This window comes from Pseudomonas sp. TH43, from assembly GCF_016650635.1.
Taxonomy (GTDB): Bacteria; Pseudomonadota; Gammaproteobacteria; order Pseudomonadales; family Pseudomonadaceae; genus Aquipseudomonas.
Genome location: NZ_JAEKFI010000004.1, coordinates 1,911,375 through 1,930,700, shown reverse-complemented (window position 1 = coordinate 1,930,700; position 19,326 = coordinate 1,911,375). Strand labels below are relative to the sequence as shown.

Here is a 19,326-nt window from a genome sequence, read left to right as displayed (position 1 = left end):
CCTCGTGTAAACATTTCGCGCGAATTTGGTTTCGGTTTAATGAATCTTGAAATCGATGGGCACGCTGACCCAGCCGTCCTGGGCGACATCACCCTGCTTGGCCGGCACGAAGCTCCAACGCTTGACGGCACTGAGCGCCGCGTCGTCGAGCTGTTGCCGGCCACTGCTTTTCTGAATCTGAATCTCACCCGGTTTGCCGCTGGCCAGTACATGCACCCGCAACAACACCGTGCCTTCCCAACCGCGACGCTGAGCCAGTGACGGATATTCCGGCGCCGGGTTTTTCAGGTACGCGGCATTGGCCGAGGCCGGAGTGACCGGTGCAGGCGCTGGCGGTGCAGGTGGCGCAGGCGCGGCGGCCGGAGCTGTTGGTTGTGATGGTGCGGGTGGTTGCTCGACAGCTTTCGGCGCCGGTTTCGGAACCGGTTTAGCCACAGGCTTCGGCTTGGGTTTCGGAATCGGTTTCGGTGGCGGCGGCTTCACGGCCAGTTCGTCTTCTACCGGCGGCGGAGGCTCGACCACAGGTGCGGGCGGTGGCGGCTCGACAACCGGCGGCGCGGGTGGCGCCGGACGTGAAAACTCGATGGTCATCGGTGGAATTTCCGGCGGCACGATCGGCAGCGTCGGCGTCGGCTGCTGGTTGATCCAGTAGATCACCGCGCCATGCGCCAACAACGCCAGCACCCCCAGCAGAATCGCTTCACGCCGGCTCAGAATGCCCTTGGGTGCACGTTGCAGGCGCAACTGCCCCAACGGCACACGATGGGGCCGGCCGAGATCGACCAATTCGCCACTCGGCGTCTGACGCCACAGCAATTCCTCTGCGCTGGCGGCGGTCTGGACATTGCCCATTGATTCACTCCCTGCGGTCTTTTTTGCGTTCTCTTTACCAAGCAGTCGTTCGCCGTTTGTTGAAGCCCCCACCGCGATCGATGGGTGAATCATTGGGCTAGACGCTTATCTCCGAAAGTAATCTTTAACGTTATACATAGGCTTTTATGGAATATACGTGCTGATCAATTTCAGCAAAGCCACGGCCCACAAGGGCTGTAGCTCGCTGGTGAAATCAGCATGCTTTTCAGGCATTGAAAGTATTCGCGCAACGCATCGAAAAAGACCCGATGCGCGCTTCAACTATCGACTGGCGTTGGTCTGCTGCAGGCCCACCACCGGTGCAATCACAGCGGTTTCGGAGCGCGGCGTACCCTGCGGCACCCAGTCATAACTTACAGGTAACGCGCGATACACCCAGTTGCTGATGGCATCGCTGCCCGGGGCTTTGCCCAGGTAGGGGCTGACGTACTCCCAGACGTTTTCACCGCTGGCCGTGACCTGGAAAAACCGTCCGTTCATGCCTTCGTCGATTAGCGTGTTGCCGTTCGGCAAACGCCGCGCGCTGCTGATGAACGAGCTGTAAAACGCCCACCCCGGCTGTTTCGAATTGGCCGCGCTGTACTGCCAGACGATCTGGTTTTTCACCGGATCGATTTCCAGTACTCGCGAGCCGGAAATCAGCCCCAGCGTGACGTTCGGATACCCTGCCGAGCCCTGGTTATCGAACACCAGCACATTGCCGGCGCCAGGCAGTCCGGCGGGGATGATGTGCGCGTCGTGCTGGCCGACAAACTGATCCACTGGACGCGGCAATGTCCGGGGCGCTTTTGGATTGATCAGTGGCAGATTCGGCCCCAGTCGCCAGACCACTTTGCCGCTGTTTTTATCGATGATTGCGATGAAGTTGGCGTTGCGTGAATCAAACAACAGGTTGTCCGGGTTGAAGCGTTTATCACCGGCATCGAACCATTTGTTCGGCCCGACCACACTGAGGTTGTTGATGTGCAGGTAATCCGCATCCTCACTCGCCCGCACCAGCTTCAGTTGCTCTGGCGTGAAGCCGAATTCGTTGAGGTGCTCCGACGCCAGCCATTGCCATTTCACCGCACCGTCGGGGCTGACCTCATAAATCGCATCGTCGATGACCTCGGGCACTTTGAAGCCTTTGACCGTGTGCACCTTGTTCGCCAGGACCACGGTGTTGCCATTGCTCAAGCGGCGCTGATCATGATGCTGTTGCGCCGCACCACCGGGCGCCTTGTCGCCCCATTGCCAGACGACCTTGCCGTTCCAGTCGAGCTCGCCGACGCTTTGATTGCCCAGGCCATTACCGGCCGAACCAAGCTTGCCCGGATCCTTTTCGCTCAATTGCAGCAACACATGACCGCGCTCACCACCGACCAGTTTCGGGTCGATGATCGCTGATGGAAAACCTGCCTGCGGCCAGGTTTTCACCTCGTTGCCGTTCATGTCGATCAGGTGCGTCTGCTTGTCGGCACCACTGAAAATCACGTACTGATTGAACGCCTTGTTCGGGTCATAACGAGTGACACCGGTCGGATAAACGCTGGGCGCGGCGAAGGCGCCGGTGCTCAATACCGCGCCGGACAGCAACACCGGTAAAGCTGTTTTGATGCGCAACATGATGCAGCTCCTTGAATGTCGAATCAGAAGTCGTAGCGGCCGGTGACGCCGAGGGTTCGCGGGGTGCCGAGCAGGCCTTCATAGCCGCCGTTGCCGCCCGTCCACAGGGTCGTGTAGTAGGTTTTGTCGAAGGCGTTTTTCAGCCACAGCGAGATGTCCCATTGGCCCTGGTTGAAGTCGCCGCGCAGGCCGGTAGAGAGGTTGACCACCGCGTAGCTCGGGATCTGGCCGTAATCCGAATCCTCGACCGTGCCCACGGCTTTTGAGCGGAACGCGTAGCTGGCGGTAACGTACGGTTCGAAGCCGTTATCCAGATTCCATTTGTATTCGCCGTTGGCATTGCCGATCCATTTCGAGGCACCGACCACTTGATGACCACTGAGGTCGCAAGAAGCGGGCGCGCCCGGTGCCTGGCTGACTTCTGGCGGGCAAGGCGCATCTTTGTAAGAGAGATAACTGACGTCGTTGTAAGAGCCGTTGAAGTTCAACGTGAGGCCGCGCAGCGGGATCACAGTGCTTTCGAACTCAACACCGCGCGAACGCACGGAACCGGCGTTGGTCAGGTATTGCACGCGGTTGACGTCGTCGTAGGCGTTAGTCTGATACGCGTTGACCTGAGTCCAGAACACGTTGGCATTGAGCTGCAAACGGTGGTCCCACAGGGTGCTTTTGAAACCGAGTTCGGCGTTATTGGCGCGCTCGGTACCGATCAGCAGCGAGTCGGCGCCCGCAGTAGGTGCAGAGCCGACCGCAAGGTTGACCCCGCCGGATTTTTCGCCGTGGGACAGCGTCGCATAGCCAAGCACATCGTCGGTGATTCGATAGCTGAGGTTGAGCAAGCCGGAAGGACTGGAACTGTATTGGTTCAAATCACCGGAATCGTAGGCGCCGGTACGCCCGCGTCGTGCGGTCGCTGCGGCGCCGGTGACAGCCGCGCCACCGACCGGCGCATCACGCGTCACCCAGGCGCTTTTCTCTTCATAGGTGCCGCGCACGCCCGCGGTGAAATCCAGCCGCTCAGTGAGGTGCCAGGTGCCTTGGGCGAATAGCGCAAAACTGTCGGTCTTGATATGGCCGTTACCGACGCTGTCGACATTGGCCAGCGCACCGCGCGGCGTGCCGTTCCAGATGTCGGCCTGGGGGCCGTAATAGGCGAAGGATTTGTTGTCCAGGTCGTTGCCGAAGTAGTACGCGCCCACCACGTAATCGAAGAATTCGCCCTTGGGCGAGGCCAGGCGAAATTCCTGCGAATACTGTTTATCTTCCACCGAAACCCCGGCGTTGTAGCTCGCCGGCACGTTGAGACCATCATCGTTTTTCGGGGTGAAATTCCAGAACCGATACGAGCTGATCGAGGTCAGCGTGAAGTCACTCGGCAATGTCCAATTGGCCTCAACCGACGTACCGCCCTGATGCACGGTGACATGCTGGTCGTTGTCCAGGTTGACCTTGCGGTGCGAACCGTTGACCAGCGTCGCGCCGGCAGCGGCCGCGCGGGCCGAGTAGAGATTGACGCCATTGATGGTCGGCCCGGTGTTGTACAACACGCGGGTGCCGGCACTGGAATCCTCTTCGTTGTAGTCGCCGATCCAGCGCAGGTTGAAGTCTTCGTTGGGTTTGAACAGCAACTGCGCGCGGAAACCATCGCGCGAACCGCCGTTGAGGTCGTGGCCGTTGTATTCGTTTTTGATGTCGCCGTCGCTGCGCGTGCGATAAGCCGAAAAACGTCCGGCCAACTCATCGTTCAACGGCCCGGAAATCGTGCCCTTGGTTTGAAAGTAGCCGTCCTCGCCGACCGATGTTTCGATGCTGCGTTCAGGTGTGAATGTCGGCGCGCGGGTACTGATGTTGATCACCCCGGCGGTGGTGTTTTTGCCGAACAGCGTGCCCTGCGGCCCGCGCAGGACTTCCAGCTGTTCGATGTCCATCAGGTCGAACACCGCCATCCCCGGACGGCCCAGATACACGTTGTCGATGTACAAACCGACGCTGCCTTCCAGGCCGTCACTGGCCGGGTTGTTGCCCAAACCACGGATCGACACGCTGGACTGCCGTGCGTGCATGTAAGCGACGTTGACGCTGGGCACCAGTTGCTGCAAATCCTGAATGCGATAGACGCGTTGCGTCTCCAGATTCTGGCCGCTGACCACACTCATCGGCGTCGGCACGTCTTGCGCACTTTCCTCACGTCGGCGGGTGGTGACCGTCACGGTTTCCAGCTGCGAGCTGTTGGCCGCAGGCTTGCCGGCCGGAACCGGCGCCGGGGTTTCCGAATCGGCGGCGTAGCTGTGAGTCCAGCTGGCGCTCCCTGCCAGCAACAGGGCCAGGGGCAGGCGTTTGAGCCGTCGTGGCGTTAGGGGTGACGCAAGGTTCAACGGACTCATGGCGCGGCTCCTGGTCAAAAAACACACAGACATCGTCAGCGCTGCATATTCTTTTAAGTTATTTATTTATGGATTTACAAATATTTACTGCATAAGAGATTGCCTTTATAAGGAGTCGACCTAATGCATATCCAATGCATTTCCCGGATATTTTTTATGTGAAAAATGCATATCGACTTGCGTCAACTTCGTCACTTCATCGCCTTGGCTGAACAACGCAGCTTCGTCGCTGGCGCGCAGGCGGTAAACCTGTCGCAGTCGGCGTTCAGCCGCAGCATTCAAGCGCTTGAACACAGCGTCGGCTGTCAGTTGGTCGACCGTGGGCGCAAGGAATTACCGCCGACCAAACAAGGCCAGGTGCTGCTCGAACATGCGCGGCGATTGGTCAGCGGTGCGCAGCAGATGGCCAACGAAATCAGCCAGTTCAACGGGCTGGAGGCGGGGGAATTACGCTTCGGTTGTGGGCCGGCGCCAGCGGCAGGATTGATCCCGCGCGCGATCGGCAGCTTTATCGGTCGCTACCCGAAGGCGCGGGTGCAGTTTCAGGTCGAAGACTGGCAGAGTCTGAGCAAGCGACTGCTCAGCGAGGAGTTCGAATTCTTTGTCGCCGACACCCGGCATTTCGAGGCAGATCCGGATTACCACACGCATCGATTGCGTCCGCGCAAATGGCATTTCTGCTGCCGCGCCGGGCATCCGTTGGCGGCTTTTGATCGAGTCACCGCCGAGCAATTGATGAGCTATCCGCTGGCGGTGAGCATTCGCCCGCCGAACCTGCGCAAGGTCATCGTCGACCTTAGCGGGCGACCGGATTTCACGCCGAATGTGGAATGCGAAAACAGTTCGAGTTTGCTCAGCGTGGTGCTGCGCTCGGATGCGATCGGGATCGTCGGGGCGTATTCGGATGCGTTGCACCAGGCCAAGGGTGAGTTGGTGTGTTTGCGCATTGAAGGATTGGCGGATGATCTTGAGGAGTTGTACACGCGCTATGGGATTGTCAGTCGCGCGGGGTATCGGTTGTCACCGTTGGCGGAGGCGATGATTGAGCAGATCAAAGCGATTGATGCGGTGGATGAGGAAGTCTGTTCGCTGGAGAATCTGGCTGTCTGATCTACCGCTATCGCTGGCAAGCCAGCTCCCACAGGATGTGCGTCTGGCAAAAATAATGTGTTCAACCGGGACTTGTGGGAGCTGGCTTGCCAGCGATGGCGTCAGCCCAGGCACCGATGCATTCCCTGCATAAAACCCAGTCTCCAAATGCACTTGCCGAACACCCCCAGCGAAAGCGAAAACCCTCACCTGTCTCTCTGACCGGTGAACCCCATGTCCCATCCTGAAAAACCCGTGCGCAATGTGCTGTACATCATGTGCGATCAACTGCGCCGCGATTACCTGTCCTGCTACGGCCACCCGCATCTGCACACGCCGAATATCGATCGCCTGGCCGCCGCCGGCGTGCGTTTCAGCCGCGCCTATACCCAAGGCACGATCTGCGGCCCGTCGCGGATGTCGGCCTACACCGGGCGCTATGTCAGCAGCCATCAGGTGGCGTGGAACGCCGTGCCGTTGCCGCTGGAAGAGCTGACCATTGGCGATTACCTGCGCCCTCACGGTATTCGTACCGCACTGGTCGGCAAGACCCACGCGACAGCGAATGTCGATGCCTTGCAGCGGCTGGCGATCAACCCCGATAGCGAACAAGCCGAAATCCTCAACGAAGTCGGTTTCGAACCGTACTTTCGTCATGACGGCATCTTTCCCGATGACCCATTATTCGACGAAAAACGCGAATCCGCGCCTTACACCCATTACCTGCGCGAGCACGGTTTCGACGGCAAAAACCCCTGGCACGACTGGGCCAACGCCGCCGAAGGCGAGAACGGAGAAATCCTCAGTGGCTGGCAAATGCGTCATGCGAATTTGCCAGCACGAATTCCCGAGCAACACTCAGAGACTGTCTACACTACAAATCGAGCCATCGACTTCATCACCGAGCAAGGCGAGAAATCCTGGTGTTTACACCTTTCCTATATCAAACCGCACTGGCCCTACATCGTACCGGCGCCATACCACGCCTTGTACAGTACGAAATCGATTCTCGAAGCGGTCCGTGCGACGCCCTCCGAAGCCAGCAAACACCCCGTATACACTGCCTTTCGCCAGCATGAGGAAAGCCTCAACTTCTCCCGTGATTCAGTACGATTGACTGTAATCCCCACCTACATGGGTCTGATCAAGCAAGTGGATGATCAGCTCGGGCGTTTGTTTGATTTTCTGCAGAGCAATGGCCGTTGGGATGACACGCTGATCGTGTTCACCAGCGATCACGGCGACTTTCTGGGTGATCACTGGCTCGGCGAGAAGGAGTTTTTGCTGGAGCAGGCGGTGGGCGTGCCGCTGATCGTCCGCGATCCTCGGGCGGCGGCGGACATTACGCGCGGCACCGAAGAGGATCGACTGGCGGAAACCATCGATGCGTTGCCGACATTCCTTGAAGCATTGGGGCTGCCAGACGCGGCACATCGGCTTGAGGGGCGCTCCCTGATTCCACTTTTGCACGGAGAAAATCCGGACTGGCGCCGCTATGCAATCAGCGAATACGACTACGCCTTCCAGGCGCCGGCACGTGAGCGTCTGGGTCAGCCGATCGACCGTTGCCGAATGACCATGGTGCGCAGCGAACGCTGGAAATATTTGGCGTACGACGGCTTTCGGCCGCAGTTGTTTGATCTGCTGAATGATCCGCAGGAGCTGCGTGATCTGGGTGATGACCCGGAATTCGCAGCGGTGCGCGAGGAGCATGCGGGGTATTTGTTCGAGTGGGTTCGCGGGTTGAAACGGCGCACCACGATCAGTCATCAGGAGATAGATTTGCGGGGGCAGCGCTTTCGTTACGGTGAGCCGGAAACCGAGAAAGTGGTTCAGATCGGCGTGTGGTGAAAGTCCTTCGCGAGCAGGCTCGCTCCCACAGGTTTTGTGCCGTTCACGTCCATTGTGTTCAGCACAAATCCACTGTGGGAGCGAGCCTGCTCGCGAAGAGGCCCGATCAGACGCCGACGATATCTGCGCCCTTGATGGTTTGGCTACGCTGTCCGGTCGCGCCAACCGGCACCTCCCCCTTCAACGTCACCCGACGCACCACGCGATCCTGCGTACCGTAATCATCAATCGCGTAATGCTGCGTCGAACGGTTATCCCAGATCGCCACATCACCTGCCTGCCAGCGCCAGCGCACGGTGTTTTCCTGGCGGATCACATGGCTCTGCAACAGCCCGAACAGATGCGCCGAATCCGCCTGCGAATAACCCTTGATGCGTTTGACGAAATGCCCGAGCAGCAAGCTCTTCTCGCCGCTGATCGGGTGCACGCGCACTACCGGGTGCTCGGTTTCGTAAACGGTCGAAGTGAAGACCTTGCGATAGCGCTCAAGCTTCTCTGCGGAGACGTCCGGCTTGGCGCTGGCGTAGTCGTACTCGTTGCTGTGCACGGCGACCAGTTTGTCAGCCAGCTCACGCAACTCGGCCGGCAAGCCGTTATAAGCCGTCGCGGTATTGGCCCACAGGGTATCGCCGCCGTACGCCGGGGCCACCACCGAACGCAGGATCGAGGCTTTAGGGTAAGCGTCGACGAAGGTCACGTCGGTGTGCCAGGAATTGGCACGCTGACCTTCAGCGCCGTCCAGTTCGAGCAAATAACGCGTGCCTTCGCGTGATGGCACGGTCGGGTGCGCCACTGGCTCACCGAGCAAATGCGCGAAAGCCTCCTGACGCTGATCGTCGAGCTGGGTCTGCTCGCGGAAGAATACGACCTTGTACTGAACCAGCGCCTGCTGGATGGCTTCGACAGTGGCAGCGTCCAGTTCACCGGACAGGTGCACACCACGAATTTCGGCGCCGATACGACCGGCCACCGGATGAATATCCAGCGCGTGGACAGCGGGTTTTACAGCGAGTGCGGCATTGCTCATGGGTAGACCCTCATCGACTGCTTGCGGTTGGACGGCAGCGAAACAACGCTCTATCTATATTCCATTTACATCTAATAGATATTCACATGCTTCGTTGACGGAATAAGAGCTTGCATTTAAAACCTCTAGCAACCCTCGTCGCAAATGCCTTCGAGCTATTTTTAGGATGCCGGAAAAGCATATGGATCTTCGCCAGTTGCGTTACTTCATCGCCCTTAACGAACACCGCAGTTTTGTCCGTGCGGCGGACGCGATGGGCATCACTCAACCGGCGTTCAGCCGCAGCATTCAAGGGCTGGAGCAGGAGTTCGGCTGCGTGCTGGTGGATCGTGGCAACAAGGATTTGCGCCCGACGCCGGAGGGCCAGGTGGTGCTGCAACACGCCCTCAGCCTGGTGCAGGGCGCGGCGTTGCTCAGTGCCGAAGTGACGCAGATGACCAAGCTCGATGCCGGCGAAGTGCACTTCGGCTGCGGCCCGGCGCCGGCGGTGAAATTGGTCCCGGATGCGGTGGCGCAATTCATCAACGCGCATCCGAAAGTGCGTACCTGTTTTCAGGTGGATAACTGGGAAAAACTCAGCCGCGCACTGAGCCGTGAGGAGATCGAATTCTTCATCGCCGACATCCGCCATTTCGAAGCCGATCCGAATTTCCAGACTCAGGCGCTGACGCCCAAACGCGGGGTGTTTTTCTGCCGGCCGGGGCATCCGTTGCTGGCCAAGGAGAGCCTGTCGACCAACGACATGTTCGACTACCCGTTGGCGACCACGCTGATCCCGCCGGGCATTCGCAAATTGCTGGCAAACCTCAGCGGGCGCATTGATTTTTCCCCAACCATCGAGACCGAGCATTTTCCGGCGCTGGTTAAAGTGGTGCTGCAATCGAATGCGATTGGCGTGGGTACGGAAGAGGCGTTTGTCGAGGACATCGCCAAGGGTTCGCTGGTGTTGTTGCACTGGCGCAATCTGCCGCAGAACCTGGAGAGCATGAACGCGCGTTGCGGGATTGTCAGTCGCACCGGGTATCGGCTGTCGCCGGCGGCGCGGGCGATGATTGAGACGCTGGTGGCGGTGGATAAACAGGAAGTCAGCGTCGCCGTTTGAAGACGCCTTCGCGAGCAGGCTCGCTCCCACAGGGAAATGCATTCCAACTGTGGGAGCGAGCCTGCTCGCGAAAACGCCAGATCAGCCGCCAGAGATTCAGAGCTTGGCCGCTGCCAACTCAGGAGCCACCCAATCGTTGACCTTGAACGGCTTGCGAATCAGCTTCTGCTGCGCCGCCAGATCTACCTTGTCTTGCAAGCTGCCCAGGAACACCGGATCCAGCGTCGACGGGAACACTTCGCTCAACTTCTGATCTTTCAGATCTTCGGTGAGGATCACCGGTGGATAACTCGCCAGCCCGGACACCAGTTGCACGTAAGCGTCCTTGTTGCTGTCCTGCGTCAGCCACTCAACGGCTTGCTGCTGCGCCTTGAGCAATTTCGCCACTGCCTCCGGGTGCGCATCGACAAATTTGCCAGTGCCCACCAGCACCGACTGCACACTGCCCGCACCACCGAGATCCCTCGTGTTAAGCGGCAACTCAGCCAGGCCCTTGGTCTGCAAAGCGGCCAAACCGGAACTGCCCCACGACGCATCGATCTGCTTGGCTGCCAGCGCGGCGGTCGCCCCGGTGAAGTCGAGGTTGATGACCTTCAGATCCTTCTCGCTCAGACCCTGACTGGCCAGCGCTGCATCGAACGACAGTTGCGTCGCGGTGCCGCGGAAGATCGCCACACGTTTGCCTTTGAGATCCTGCAAGGTCTTGATTCCGGAACCCGGCACCACGCCCAGATACTGCTTCACCCCGCGCGCACTGGCGCTTAACAGCCGCGTATCGAGACCGTTGGATTTACCGATGATTGCCGCCAGATCGCCCAGGTACGCCAGATCGACCTGACCATTGGCGAATGCCTCGTTGATCACCGGGCCCGCCCCTTTGAAGAAATTCCACTGGATCTTGATGCCTTGATCAGCGAAGGCTTTTTCGAAGATCTGCTGATCGCGCAGCACGTCGACCACGCCGCCGCCACTGTGTTGAGTGCCGGCGCTCAGGTCGGGCACGGCGATCCTGATTTCCTTGAGTTCGTCGGCGTGAGCGGTGAACGCCAGCAAGCCCGCCAGCGCAGGAGCGGCAAACAGACTGAAAACGCGTTTGAAGGGAAGGTTCATGGGTGGGGCTCCTTGATCACGACAGGCGTTGAAGAGCCGAAAGTAGGCTGAACGAGCACCTTCGCTTAAATACTATAAACGCACATTTTTATATCTTTTAACGCTAAGCAAGCAGCCACGGGGCTCGCAGCGGCGTATGCATTAACAGCATGGAAAATATTCTCCGAATGCATTGGATGCGCATGGGCTGGAGGCCTTAAATGGTCTTGCTTATCTCTTAATAGAATTTAATTAAACTTTATTAGATCAATTTTGCATATACCGCAAACCCTGTAGGAGCCGAGCTTGCTCGCGAAGGCGCAATGACAGTCGCCAACCATGCTGACTGACACGGCCTCTTCGCGAGCAAGCTCGGCTCCTACAAGGGCAGTGGTTTGCCATGCAACCCGACAACGGAGGTCACCCATGGCCCGTCAATCCCTGCTCAGCCTGCCGCTGCCGGCGCCGCCGCTGAAAAGTCGGCGCACCTGGCCCAGCATCAATCAACGCGTGCTGCCCTGGCTGCTGCCGCTGAGCCTGTTTGCCCTGTGGTGGCTGGCCGCGCGCAATGCCTGGATGAGCGAACAGATCCTGCCCGCGCCATCACTGGTGTGGAACAGCGCCGTCGAGTTGGCGCATGGCGAGCTGTGGAGCCACTTGTGGATCAGCCTGCAACGGTTGTTCTGGGGGCTGCTTGCAGGGATTTCGGCAGGGGCGATTCTGGGGGCAGCGCTGGGTTTCAGTCCGCGTCTTGAACGCTTGATCTTCCCGACCTTCGCCGGACTGTCGCAGGTGCCGACGCTGGCGTGGATTCCATTGTTCATGGTGTTTTTCGGCATCGGTGAAGTGCTGAAACTGGTGGTGCTGATCAAAGCCATCGTGGTGCCCGTGACGCTGCACACACTGGTCGGCGTTCGCGACGCACAACCGAAACTGCGCGAAGCCGCCGCCGTATTGCGCCTGCCGCCTCACCTGCTGATTCGACGATTGGTCTTGCCCGCCGCTCTCCCCGCGTTCATGGCCGGCGTGCGTCTGGCGCTGGCGGCTGGCTGGACTTCGTTGCTCGCGGTCGAGCTGCTCGCCTCCAGTGAAGGCATCGGTTACCTGATGGTCTGGGCACGCCAGTTGTTCATGCTCGACATTGTCTTCGTGTGCATCGTGGTCATCGGCTTGATCGGCGTGGCGATGGATCGCGGCATCGGTTTGCTGGACAAGAAACTGGTGCACTGGCCGCACCCGGCCACTGCCGAAATTCGTCGCGGCCCGCGCTATCAAGGCTGGCAGCGTTTGCAACCGTGGCTGCTGCCGCTGAGCTTGCTGGCGCTGTGGCAATTGGCGAACGAACAGCAGTGGGTCGACGCGAATATTCTGGTCAGTCCGCTGGCCGTTTTAACTACTGCATGGGACGGTCTGCTCGACGGCAGCCTGATCAGCGGCATGGCCCTCAGCCTGGGCCGCACCCTCGGTGGTTTGCTGTTGGGTGGCGGGCTCGGTTTCGCCCTCGGTTTGCTGCTGGGCCTGTCGCACATCAGCGAACGCCTGCTCGGCCCAACCCTTGCGGCAATCCGCCAGATCGCAATCTTCGCCTGGGTGCCGTTGCTCACCGCCTGGTTCGGCCTCGGTGAACTGGCCAAGTGGGTATTCGTCGCTCTCGCCGCGTTCTTTCCGCTGTTCATCGCCACCCAACGCAGCGTCGCCAACCTCTCGCCACAACTCAACGAAGCCGCACAAGTGCTGCGCCTGAGCCTCGGCCAACGGTTGCGCCGGCTAGTGCTGCCGGGCGCGGCGCCAGGGATTTTCGCCGGGCTGCGCTTGAGTCTGATCTACGCCTGGCTCGGCACCATTGGCGCCGAATATTTCATGCCGTCCAACGGCGGCATCGGCAGCCAGATGATCGGCGCGCAACAACTGCTGCGCATGGATTTGATCATGGCCTGCATGCTTTTCGTCGGCCTCACCGGCGCCCTGCTCAACCTCATTGGCCAACGCCTGGAAATTCGCGCGACCCGCTGGAGACACGCATGAACGCACCCATTGTCAGCTTCAACCACGTAGGCAAATCCTTCGACGTCGACGGTTTCGAACTGGAGGCGATTCGCGAATTCAACCTGGACATTGCCGAAGGTGAATTCGTCGCCATTGTCGGTTCCAGCGGCTGCGGCAAATCGACGTTGCTGCGCTTGCTGGTCGGTCTCGACACGCAGTTTCGCGGGCAGATTACCGTGGACGGCAAAGCCGTCAGCGGCATTGGCGGCGAGCGCGGCATCGTCTTTCAGGAACACCGTTTATTTCCGTGGCTGACCGTCGCCGACAACATCGGCCTCGGTCTGGTCAATGAGCCGTTGAGCGCCGCGCAGAAGCAACAGCGGATCAACGATTTCATCGATCTGGTCGGCTTGCGTGACTTCACTCGCGCTTATCCGCACCAGCTCTCCGGCGGCATGGCGCAGCGTGTGGCGATTGCTCGCGGACTGGTTGCCAGCCCAAGAATTCTGCTGCTCGACGAACCCTTTGGTGCGCTCGACGCGCTTACCCGTCAGCAGATGCAGGACGAGCTGCTGGCGATCCGCGCCCGCGCGAAAATCACCACCATCCTGGTCACCCACGACGTCGAAGAAGCGATTTTTCTCGCCGACCGTGTGGTGGTGATGGAGCCGCGTCCGGGGCGAATCAAGCAAGTGGTCGACATCGCCCTGCCGCACCCACGCCAGCGCAGCAGTTTCGACTTCCATCAGTTGCGTGAAGAGCTATTGCACGAACTGACCAGCGACGACCATTACCAACCGAGCGTGCCGGTACAGATCCGCGATCTGCCGCTGACGTTCATTGCCTGCTGAACAGGAGTTTTGCGATGCCGCAACGTCCCAATTTTCTGGTGATTCTGGCCGACGATCTCGGCTTCTCCGACCTCGGTGCGTTTGGCGGCGAAATCGCCACGCCGCACCTTGATGCGCTGGCCAATAACGGCTTGCGCCTGACGGACTTTCACACCGCACCGACCTGCTCGCCGACGCGCTCAATGCTGCTGACCGGCACCGACCACCACATCGCCGGCATCGGCACCATGGCCGAAACCCTGACACCGGAGCTGATCGGCAAACCGGGTTACGAGGGTTACCTCAACGATCGCGTCGTCGCGCTGCCCGAGTTGCTGCGTGAAGCCGGTTACCAGACGCTGATGAGCGGCAAGTGGCACTTGGGCCTGACCGCAGAGCTGGCGCCGCACGCGCGGGGTTTCGAGCGTTCGTTCTCGCTGTTGCCCGGCGCAGCCAACCACTATGGTTTTGAGCCCACCTACGATGAGCAGACCCCGGGCCTGCTGAAATCCACGCCGGCGCTGTACATCGAAGACGACACTTTCATCGACGAATTGCCCAAGGATTTCTATTCCTCCGACGCCTTCGGCGACAAGTTGCTGCAGTACCTCAAGGAGCGTGACCAGACCCGGCCATTCTTCGCCTACCTGCCGTTCTCCGCGCCGCACTGGCCATTGCAGGCGCCGGCTGACCTCGTCGAGAAGTACCGTGGCCGCTATGACGCAGGCCCGGAAGTGCTGCGCCTGGAACGCCTGGAAAAGCTCAAAGCCCTGGGCCTGATCGAGCCGGACGTCGAGCCGCATCCGCTGATTCAACTGACCCAGCAGTGGGACGCGTTGAGCGAGGAACAAAAACAGATTTCCGCGCGGGCGATGGAGGTCTACGCGGCGATGGTCGAGCGCATGGACTGGAACATCGGCCGGGTCGTCGAGTACCTGCGCCAGCAGGGGCAACTCGACAATACGTTCATCCTGTTCATGTCCGACAACGGTGCCGAGGGCGCGCTGCTTGAAGCGTTCCCCAAGTTTGGCCCGGAGTTGGTGGCGTACCTCAGTCAGCATTACGACAACAGCCTCGACAACATCGGCCGGGCCAACTCCTATGTCTGGTACGGGCCGAACTGGGCGCAGGTGGCGACTGCACCATCGCGCCTGTTCAAGGCGTTTACCACCGAAGGCGGGATTCGCGTGCCGGCGCTGCTGCACTATCCGCAGTTGGCGATCAAAGGGCAGATCAGCCATGGCTTCGGCACGGTGATGGACATCACCCCGACCATTCTCGACCTGGCCGGCGTACGCCATCCGGGCAAGCAGTGGCACGGCAAACCGGTGGCGCCGTTGCGGGGTAAATCGTGGTTGGGCTTCTTGTCCGGCGAGACGGCGCAAGTGCATGACGAGCATACCGTGACGGGGTGGGAGTTGTTCGGGCGGCGGGCGATTCGTCAGGGCTCGTGGAAAGCGGTGTGGATCCCTGGGCCGGTAGGGCCGGCGACGTGGCAGCTTTATGATTTGAGCAGTGATCCGGGGGAGATTCATGATCTGGCGTTGAGTCAGCCGGACAAGCTCAGCACGCTGATCGGGCATTGGCAGCAGTATGTCGAGGAGACCGGGGTGATCTTGAGTGCTTCGCCGTTTCAGCCGGATTGAGGCAGGATCTAGAGCCCCTCACCCTAACCCTCTCCCAGAGGGAGAGGGGACTGACCGAGGTGTCTTTCGTCAACCATCGACCTGAAAAATCGGGTCGATTATGGATTCGACAAAGCCCTTTCACTTCAGCGTAACTCTTCAATATCCCCGAGTCGGTCCCCTCTCCCTCTGGGAGAGGGCTAGGGTGAGGGCGGCTTGTCAGGCCTCCACCGCCTCACCAGACACCGCAACTTCATCCCGACGAACAAACCGGTTCGCCCGTCCAAACGTGCCGAAATCGTTAAACCGCACCCCCATCTCACGCATCACCTTATGCGCCACCGGTACGGTCAGCTGACGAATGTAAAACGGTTCCTTCACCACAAAATGATGGATCCCGTGGCTGCTGCCAAAGTTGAAGCAGAAGGCCTGCAACGGCCATAACCACCATGGATTCAGCACCTGGCACTGCTGCAGCACATTGCCCGATTCGATGTCGCCGTAGTAATGCATGTTCGAGCTGATGAAATGCAGGCAGAAGGTGCGCAACACGTTCGGGCCGATGATCACCACAGCAGCGATGTCGATCACTTGCATCATCGCCAATGTGGTCGCTGACCACTCGATCGGCGAGCCCAGCAGATGCGCAATGCCATTCGCTGCATGGAAACCGAGAAACACGTACCACGCGCCCCAATGCACCAGCGCCAGCGGCGCATAGACCTTCAACGTGCGCTTGATGATGCTGAACTTGTGCGCCCAGGTTTTGGCCCGGAGCATGCGGATGAACGCCGACATCACGTTGTCGCCGACCATCAGCAAACGTGCAAAACCCCAGGGTTCACCGTTGGTGATCGCGCGTTCTTCCATGTCGGTTTCCGTGCCGGAGACCTTGTGGTGATTGAGATGCAGATGGCGACGAATCCACGGGTTGATCGTGCTCGGCCGCGCCAGCCACACCAGGCCCATCATCAGGTTGTGCGGCACGCGCTGCTTGCGAAAATACATGCTGTGAATCAGGTCGTGTTCCAGCTCGTGGGTCAGCGAGGCGAAAAATGCGTTGAGCAACAAACACACCCACCAGGCCATGTACCCGCTGATGTACAGCGCCGCTGAGCCAATCATGCCGATCAGGGCAACCGCCAGAATCCCCGCGCCCAACGCATCCTGATGCTTGAGAATCGGGTAGCGCTCGCGCAATTCGACGCCTTTGGCCAGCACCACTTCGCGAATATGCGCTGATCGCTGGGCCGCATTGTGTCGCTGGGGACTTGCAGAAGTACCGTCCATGCTTCCATCCTCGGGTTTATGATGTTCGCATCGTGCCCTGCAAGAGTTCGAATCGCGGTAGCCGAGAACGCCAACCTGTTGACCGGAAGCGCCAATCAGCATGAAGGAACCGACCTCCCTCGCCAGCTGGACCCGTGCCTTGCGCAAACAACTCGATGCGCTGGGGCTGGACAGCATTGCTTTGTGCCAACAGGCCGGGCTCGACCCGAACTTGATGGATGATCCCAACGCGCGCTATCCACTGTCCGGAACCACGCGTCTGTGGGAGATCGCCGTGCAGGTCAGTGGCGATCCGGCAATCGGGTTGCGCGTGTCGCGCTTCGTCAGCCCGACCACGTTCCATGCGCTCGGTTATGCACTGGTTGCCAGCGGCAGCCTGCGTGAAGTGTTCGAACGCATCGTGCGCTATCACCCGGTGGTCAGTGACGCGCTGGAACTGGAACTGAGCCGCAGCGACGACCGTTATCAATTCCGTCTGAAAATTCCGTCAGGCAATCCTGCACCGGCCTTCGAGGCCATCGACGCCTTCGCCGCCATCTACGTGCGCACCTGCCGTAATCGCCTCGGCCGCGATTACGCGCCACTGGCGGTTTACCTGCGCCGCCCGGAACCGACCGATGCGCACCAATGGCACAAGGTCTTTCGCGCCCCGGTGCATTTCGGTTGTGCCGAGGATCGTCTGGAGTTCGCCCTCGCCGACTTCGACAGCCACCTCGACGACGCCAACCCGGAACTCGCCGAACACAACGAAGCCGTGCTCAAACGTACCATGGCCCAGCTGCAACCGCTGACCTGGGAGCGCAAGGTGCGCGACGCCATTGAAGAACAATTGCCGGAAGGCGAGCCGAGTGCAGAACGGATTGCCCAGGCGTTGCACCTGAGTTTGCGCAGCTTGCAAAGGCATCTGGCGGATGAGGGTTGTCGCTTCGACACATTGCTCAATGAGAGCCGCGAGAATCTGGCACTGTTGCACCTGCGCGATCCGCAGTGTTCGTTGAGTGAGGTCAGTTATTTGCTGGGGTTTGCCGATACCAGCAGTTTCAGCCGCGCGTTCAAGCGCTGGACGGGGATGACGCCGGGGCAGTTTCGCGATGGCTTGCGCTGAACGTCAGCCTTTAATCAGGCTGCGCTCCATACCGGATGACCATTGTTCGATCATTGCAGTACCCACATCGGCGAATGCAGGATGAGTCAGGCTGTACGCTGTCATTTCATCCATTGCCACCCGCATGCCGTCAGCAACTTGCTGCAGTAATTCATTGCAACGAGCCTCAGTCAGATTGCAGGCCGTACGACCAAACCGCATCAGCATTTTGTGCTTGGGCCAGGTCTTTGAACCACCCAAGAGCAAAGCCATGCTGTCGTTCTTCAGGTAGACCGACGTGGTGATGATGTCGTATGCGGGCGCGAGTCTGATTGTCGATTCCTCCCCACAATCTTCGTACAACACACCGAAGTTTTTTAGATGCGCGTCGCCGTTTTTCAGGCTTGCGGACAAGGCCACGATCTTGAAAAAAGCTTCCAGCGCCTGATTGAGCAATGCAGGTGAAACAAATGCTTTGATCTGCCGGGCCGCACCTTCGTAAGAGCCGTCGTATTTGGCTTTCGAGGGCCAGCCGTTGAGCACGCAAAAGTCCTCAAAACCGAGGTAACCCTCAACGCTCAGGTCAAAGCGTTCGATAACCAGAAACTTGCCCTGCTCGCTGAGCTCGAACTTCGGCACTTCAAGTCCGCAGTGTTGCGCGGCACGCATGCAAAAGTATTCGTTGGTTGCCAACTGCGGATATTCATCGGCACGAAAAGCTTTGACCAAGTGGGTGGATCCTCGATGAGTCAGGCGATCAATGGCGGCCGCACTGTCACGCACCAGCACTTTGGGCTGCACACCTGATACTCCGGAATACTGACCATAGGTTTGCAGCAGATCCTCGAACAGGTCTTGCGCACCATCGTGCACCAGCAGATCGGCCAGCGATGTTTCAGGCGGGCGATCCGTTGTCGATGCACTGGCAATGGATAATCGACCGAGCTGATAGGGGCCGACAATGGCCAACAGTGCAAAGTCATCGAATCCGCGCACCGCTTTACTGAAGCGCCGAACCAGCTCATCACGTAGCGCACCTTCCGGCAGATTCATCTCGAAAACCGGATGGATGCCATGCTCCCAACCGTAACTTTCCAGCCGGGACGGCATGGTCAACGACACGGCGTTTTCGGCACTGGCCTCTCCACGGTAACTGAACACGCTATCGACTCGCGCTTGCCCGCGTCCCAGCGTTCCTACCGTTAGGCCGCCGACACTGACGTTCAGTCGATCCGTCGTCTCAGTCATGGAAATTCACCTGTTGCAGCGTATCGAGTGTCGGGCGACCAGACTGACGAGGAACGGCCACCAGCTCGTAGCCGAACCCGTTCAAGATCGCTTCCACTTTGCGCAGGCCGATTTCTGAGACCGTATTATTTTCAATTCCCGAGATCGTCGCGCGACTCATACCGTATTGCTGAGCCAACGCCTGTTGGGACATTTTCTTCGCTTTACGCAGGGCTCTAATCAATTCGCCAAGCTGTTCCATTG

At 59.4% G+C, this 19,326-nt stretch carries 15 protein-coding genes; 7 read left to right on the top strand and 8 right to left on the bottom strand.

Going from position 1 to position 19,326, the window contains the following annotated elements; genetic code table 11:
* Positions 1-36: 36 nt before the first annotated feature.
* From JFT81_RS25135 to JFT81_RS25125, 3 genes are all read right to left on the bottom strand, one after another.
* Entirely contained in the window at positions 37-852 is an 816-nt protein-coding gene (locus tag JFT81_RS25135) for an energy transducer TonB (protein ID WP_201229803.1), read from the bottom strand.
* Positions 853-1,134: 282 nt separating this feature from the next.
* A complete protein-coding gene (locus JFT81_RS25130; protein WP_201229801.1) occupies positions 1,135-2,478 on the bottom strand; it encodes an aryl-sulfate sulfotransferase in 1,344 nt (447 codons plus the stop codon).
* A gap of 23 nt (positions 2,479-2,501) precedes the next feature.
* Complete coding sequence (locus JFT81_RS25125) at positions 2,502-4,862, bottom strand: TonB-dependent receptor (protein ID WP_201229799.1); 2,361 nt, start codon at positions 4,860-4,862, stop codon at positions 2,502-2,504.
* 165 nt (positions 4,863-5,027) lie between these two features.
* Between JFT81_RS25125 and JFT81_RS25120 the strand changes: the two genes are divergently transcribed.
* Both JFT81_RS25120 and JFT81_RS25115 read left to right on the top strand, forming a co-directional pair.
* The gene (locus JFT81_RS25120; protein ID WP_201229797.1) at positions 5,028-5,972 is read left to right on the top strand and encodes a LysR family transcriptional regulator; all 945 of its coding nucleotides are present in this window, start codon (positions 5,028-5,030) and stop codon (positions 5,970-5,972) included.
* A 213-nt stretch (positions 5,973-6,185) separates the two neighbouring features.
* Positions 6,186-7,802, top strand: a complete 1,617-nt coding sequence (locus JFT81_RS25115; protein WP_201229795.1) for an alkaline phosphatase family protein — start codon at positions 6,186-6,188, stop codon at positions 7,800-7,802.
* Between the two features lie 106 nt (positions 7,803-7,908).
* Here JFT81_RS25115 and JFT81_RS25110 read toward each other — a convergent pair whose 3' ends face one another.
* Positions 7,909-8,829, bottom strand: a complete 921-nt coding sequence (locus JFT81_RS25110; protein ID WP_201229793.1) for a TauD/TfdA family dioxygenase — start codon at positions 8,827-8,829, stop codon at positions 7,909-7,911.
* A gap of 181 nt (positions 8,830-9,010) precedes the next feature.
* Between JFT81_RS25110 and JFT81_RS25105 the strand changes: the two genes are divergently transcribed.
* Entirely contained in the window at positions 9,011-9,931 is a 921-nt protein-coding gene (locus tag JFT81_RS25105) for a LysR family transcriptional regulator (RefSeq protein ID WP_201229791.1), read from the top strand.
* A 96-nt stretch (positions 9,932-10,027) separates the two neighbouring features.
* On the opposite strand, the gene JFT81_RS25100 is transcribed toward JFT81_RS25105, so the two are convergent.
* Positions 10,028-11,041, bottom strand: a complete 1,014-nt coding sequence (locus tag JFT81_RS25100; RefSeq protein WP_201229789.1) for an ABC transporter substrate-binding protein — start codon at positions 11,039-11,041, stop codon at positions 10,028-10,030.
* A gap of 405 nt (positions 11,042-11,446) precedes the next feature.
* Here JFT81_RS25100 and JFT81_RS25095 point away from each other — a divergent pair, with 405 nt between their 5' ends.
* From JFT81_RS25095 to JFT81_RS25085, 3 genes are read left to right on the top strand one after another with little or no spacing between them, the layout of a single operon-like run.
* A complete protein-coding gene (locus tag JFT81_RS25095) occupies positions 11,447-13,045 on the top strand; it encodes an ABC transporter permease subunit (protein ID WP_201229787.1) in 1,599 nt (532 codons plus the stop codon).
* Positions 13,042-13,857, top strand: coding sequence for an ABC transporter ATP-binding protein (locus tag JFT81_RS25090; protein WP_008080052.1), 816 nt, complete (start codon positions 13,042-13,044; stop codon positions 13,855-13,857). Before JFT81_RS25095 ends, JFT81_RS25090 begins: the two co-directional genes overlap by 4 nt.
* Before the next feature lie 14 nt (positions 13,858-13,871).
* Positions 13,872-15,482, top strand: coding sequence for an arylsulfatase (locus JFT81_RS25085; RefSeq protein WP_201229785.1), 1,611 nt, complete (start codon positions 13,872-13,874; stop codon positions 15,480-15,482).
* 198 nt (positions 15,483-15,680) lie between these two features.
* On the opposite strand, the gene JFT81_RS25080 is transcribed toward JFT81_RS25085, so the two are convergent.
* Complete coding sequence (locus JFT81_RS25080; protein ID WP_201229783.1) at positions 15,681-16,751, bottom strand: fatty acid desaturase; 1,071 nt, start codon at positions 16,749-16,751, stop codon at positions 15,681-15,683.
* 100 nt (positions 16,752-16,851) lie between these two features.
* On the opposite strand from JFT81_RS25080, the gene JFT81_RS25075 reads away from it, so the two are divergent.
* Positions 16,852-17,856 carry an AraC family transcriptional regulator gene (locus JFT81_RS25075; protein WP_201229781.1) on the top strand — a complete coding sequence of 335 codons (1,005 nt, stop codon included), beginning with the start codon at positions 16,852-16,854 and terminating at the stop codon, positions 17,854-17,856.
* Between the two features lie 3 nt (positions 17,857-17,859).
* On the opposite strand, the gene JFT81_RS25070 is transcribed toward JFT81_RS25075, so the two are convergent.
* Positions 17,860-19,083, bottom strand: coding sequence for a type II toxin-antitoxin system HipA family toxin (locus JFT81_RS25070; RefSeq protein WP_201229779.1), 1,224 nt, complete (start codon positions 19,081-19,083; stop codon positions 17,860-17,862).
* The gene (locus JFT81_RS25065) at positions 19,076-19,324 is read right to left on the bottom strand and encodes a helix-turn-helix transcriptional regulator (protein WP_201229777.1); all 249 of its coding nucleotides are present in this window, start codon (positions 19,322-19,324) and stop codon (positions 19,076-19,078) included. The genes JFT81_RS25070 and JFT81_RS25065 overlap by 8 nt, the downstream gene beginning before the upstream one ends.
* Positions 19,325-19,326 lie beyond the last annotated feature (2 nt).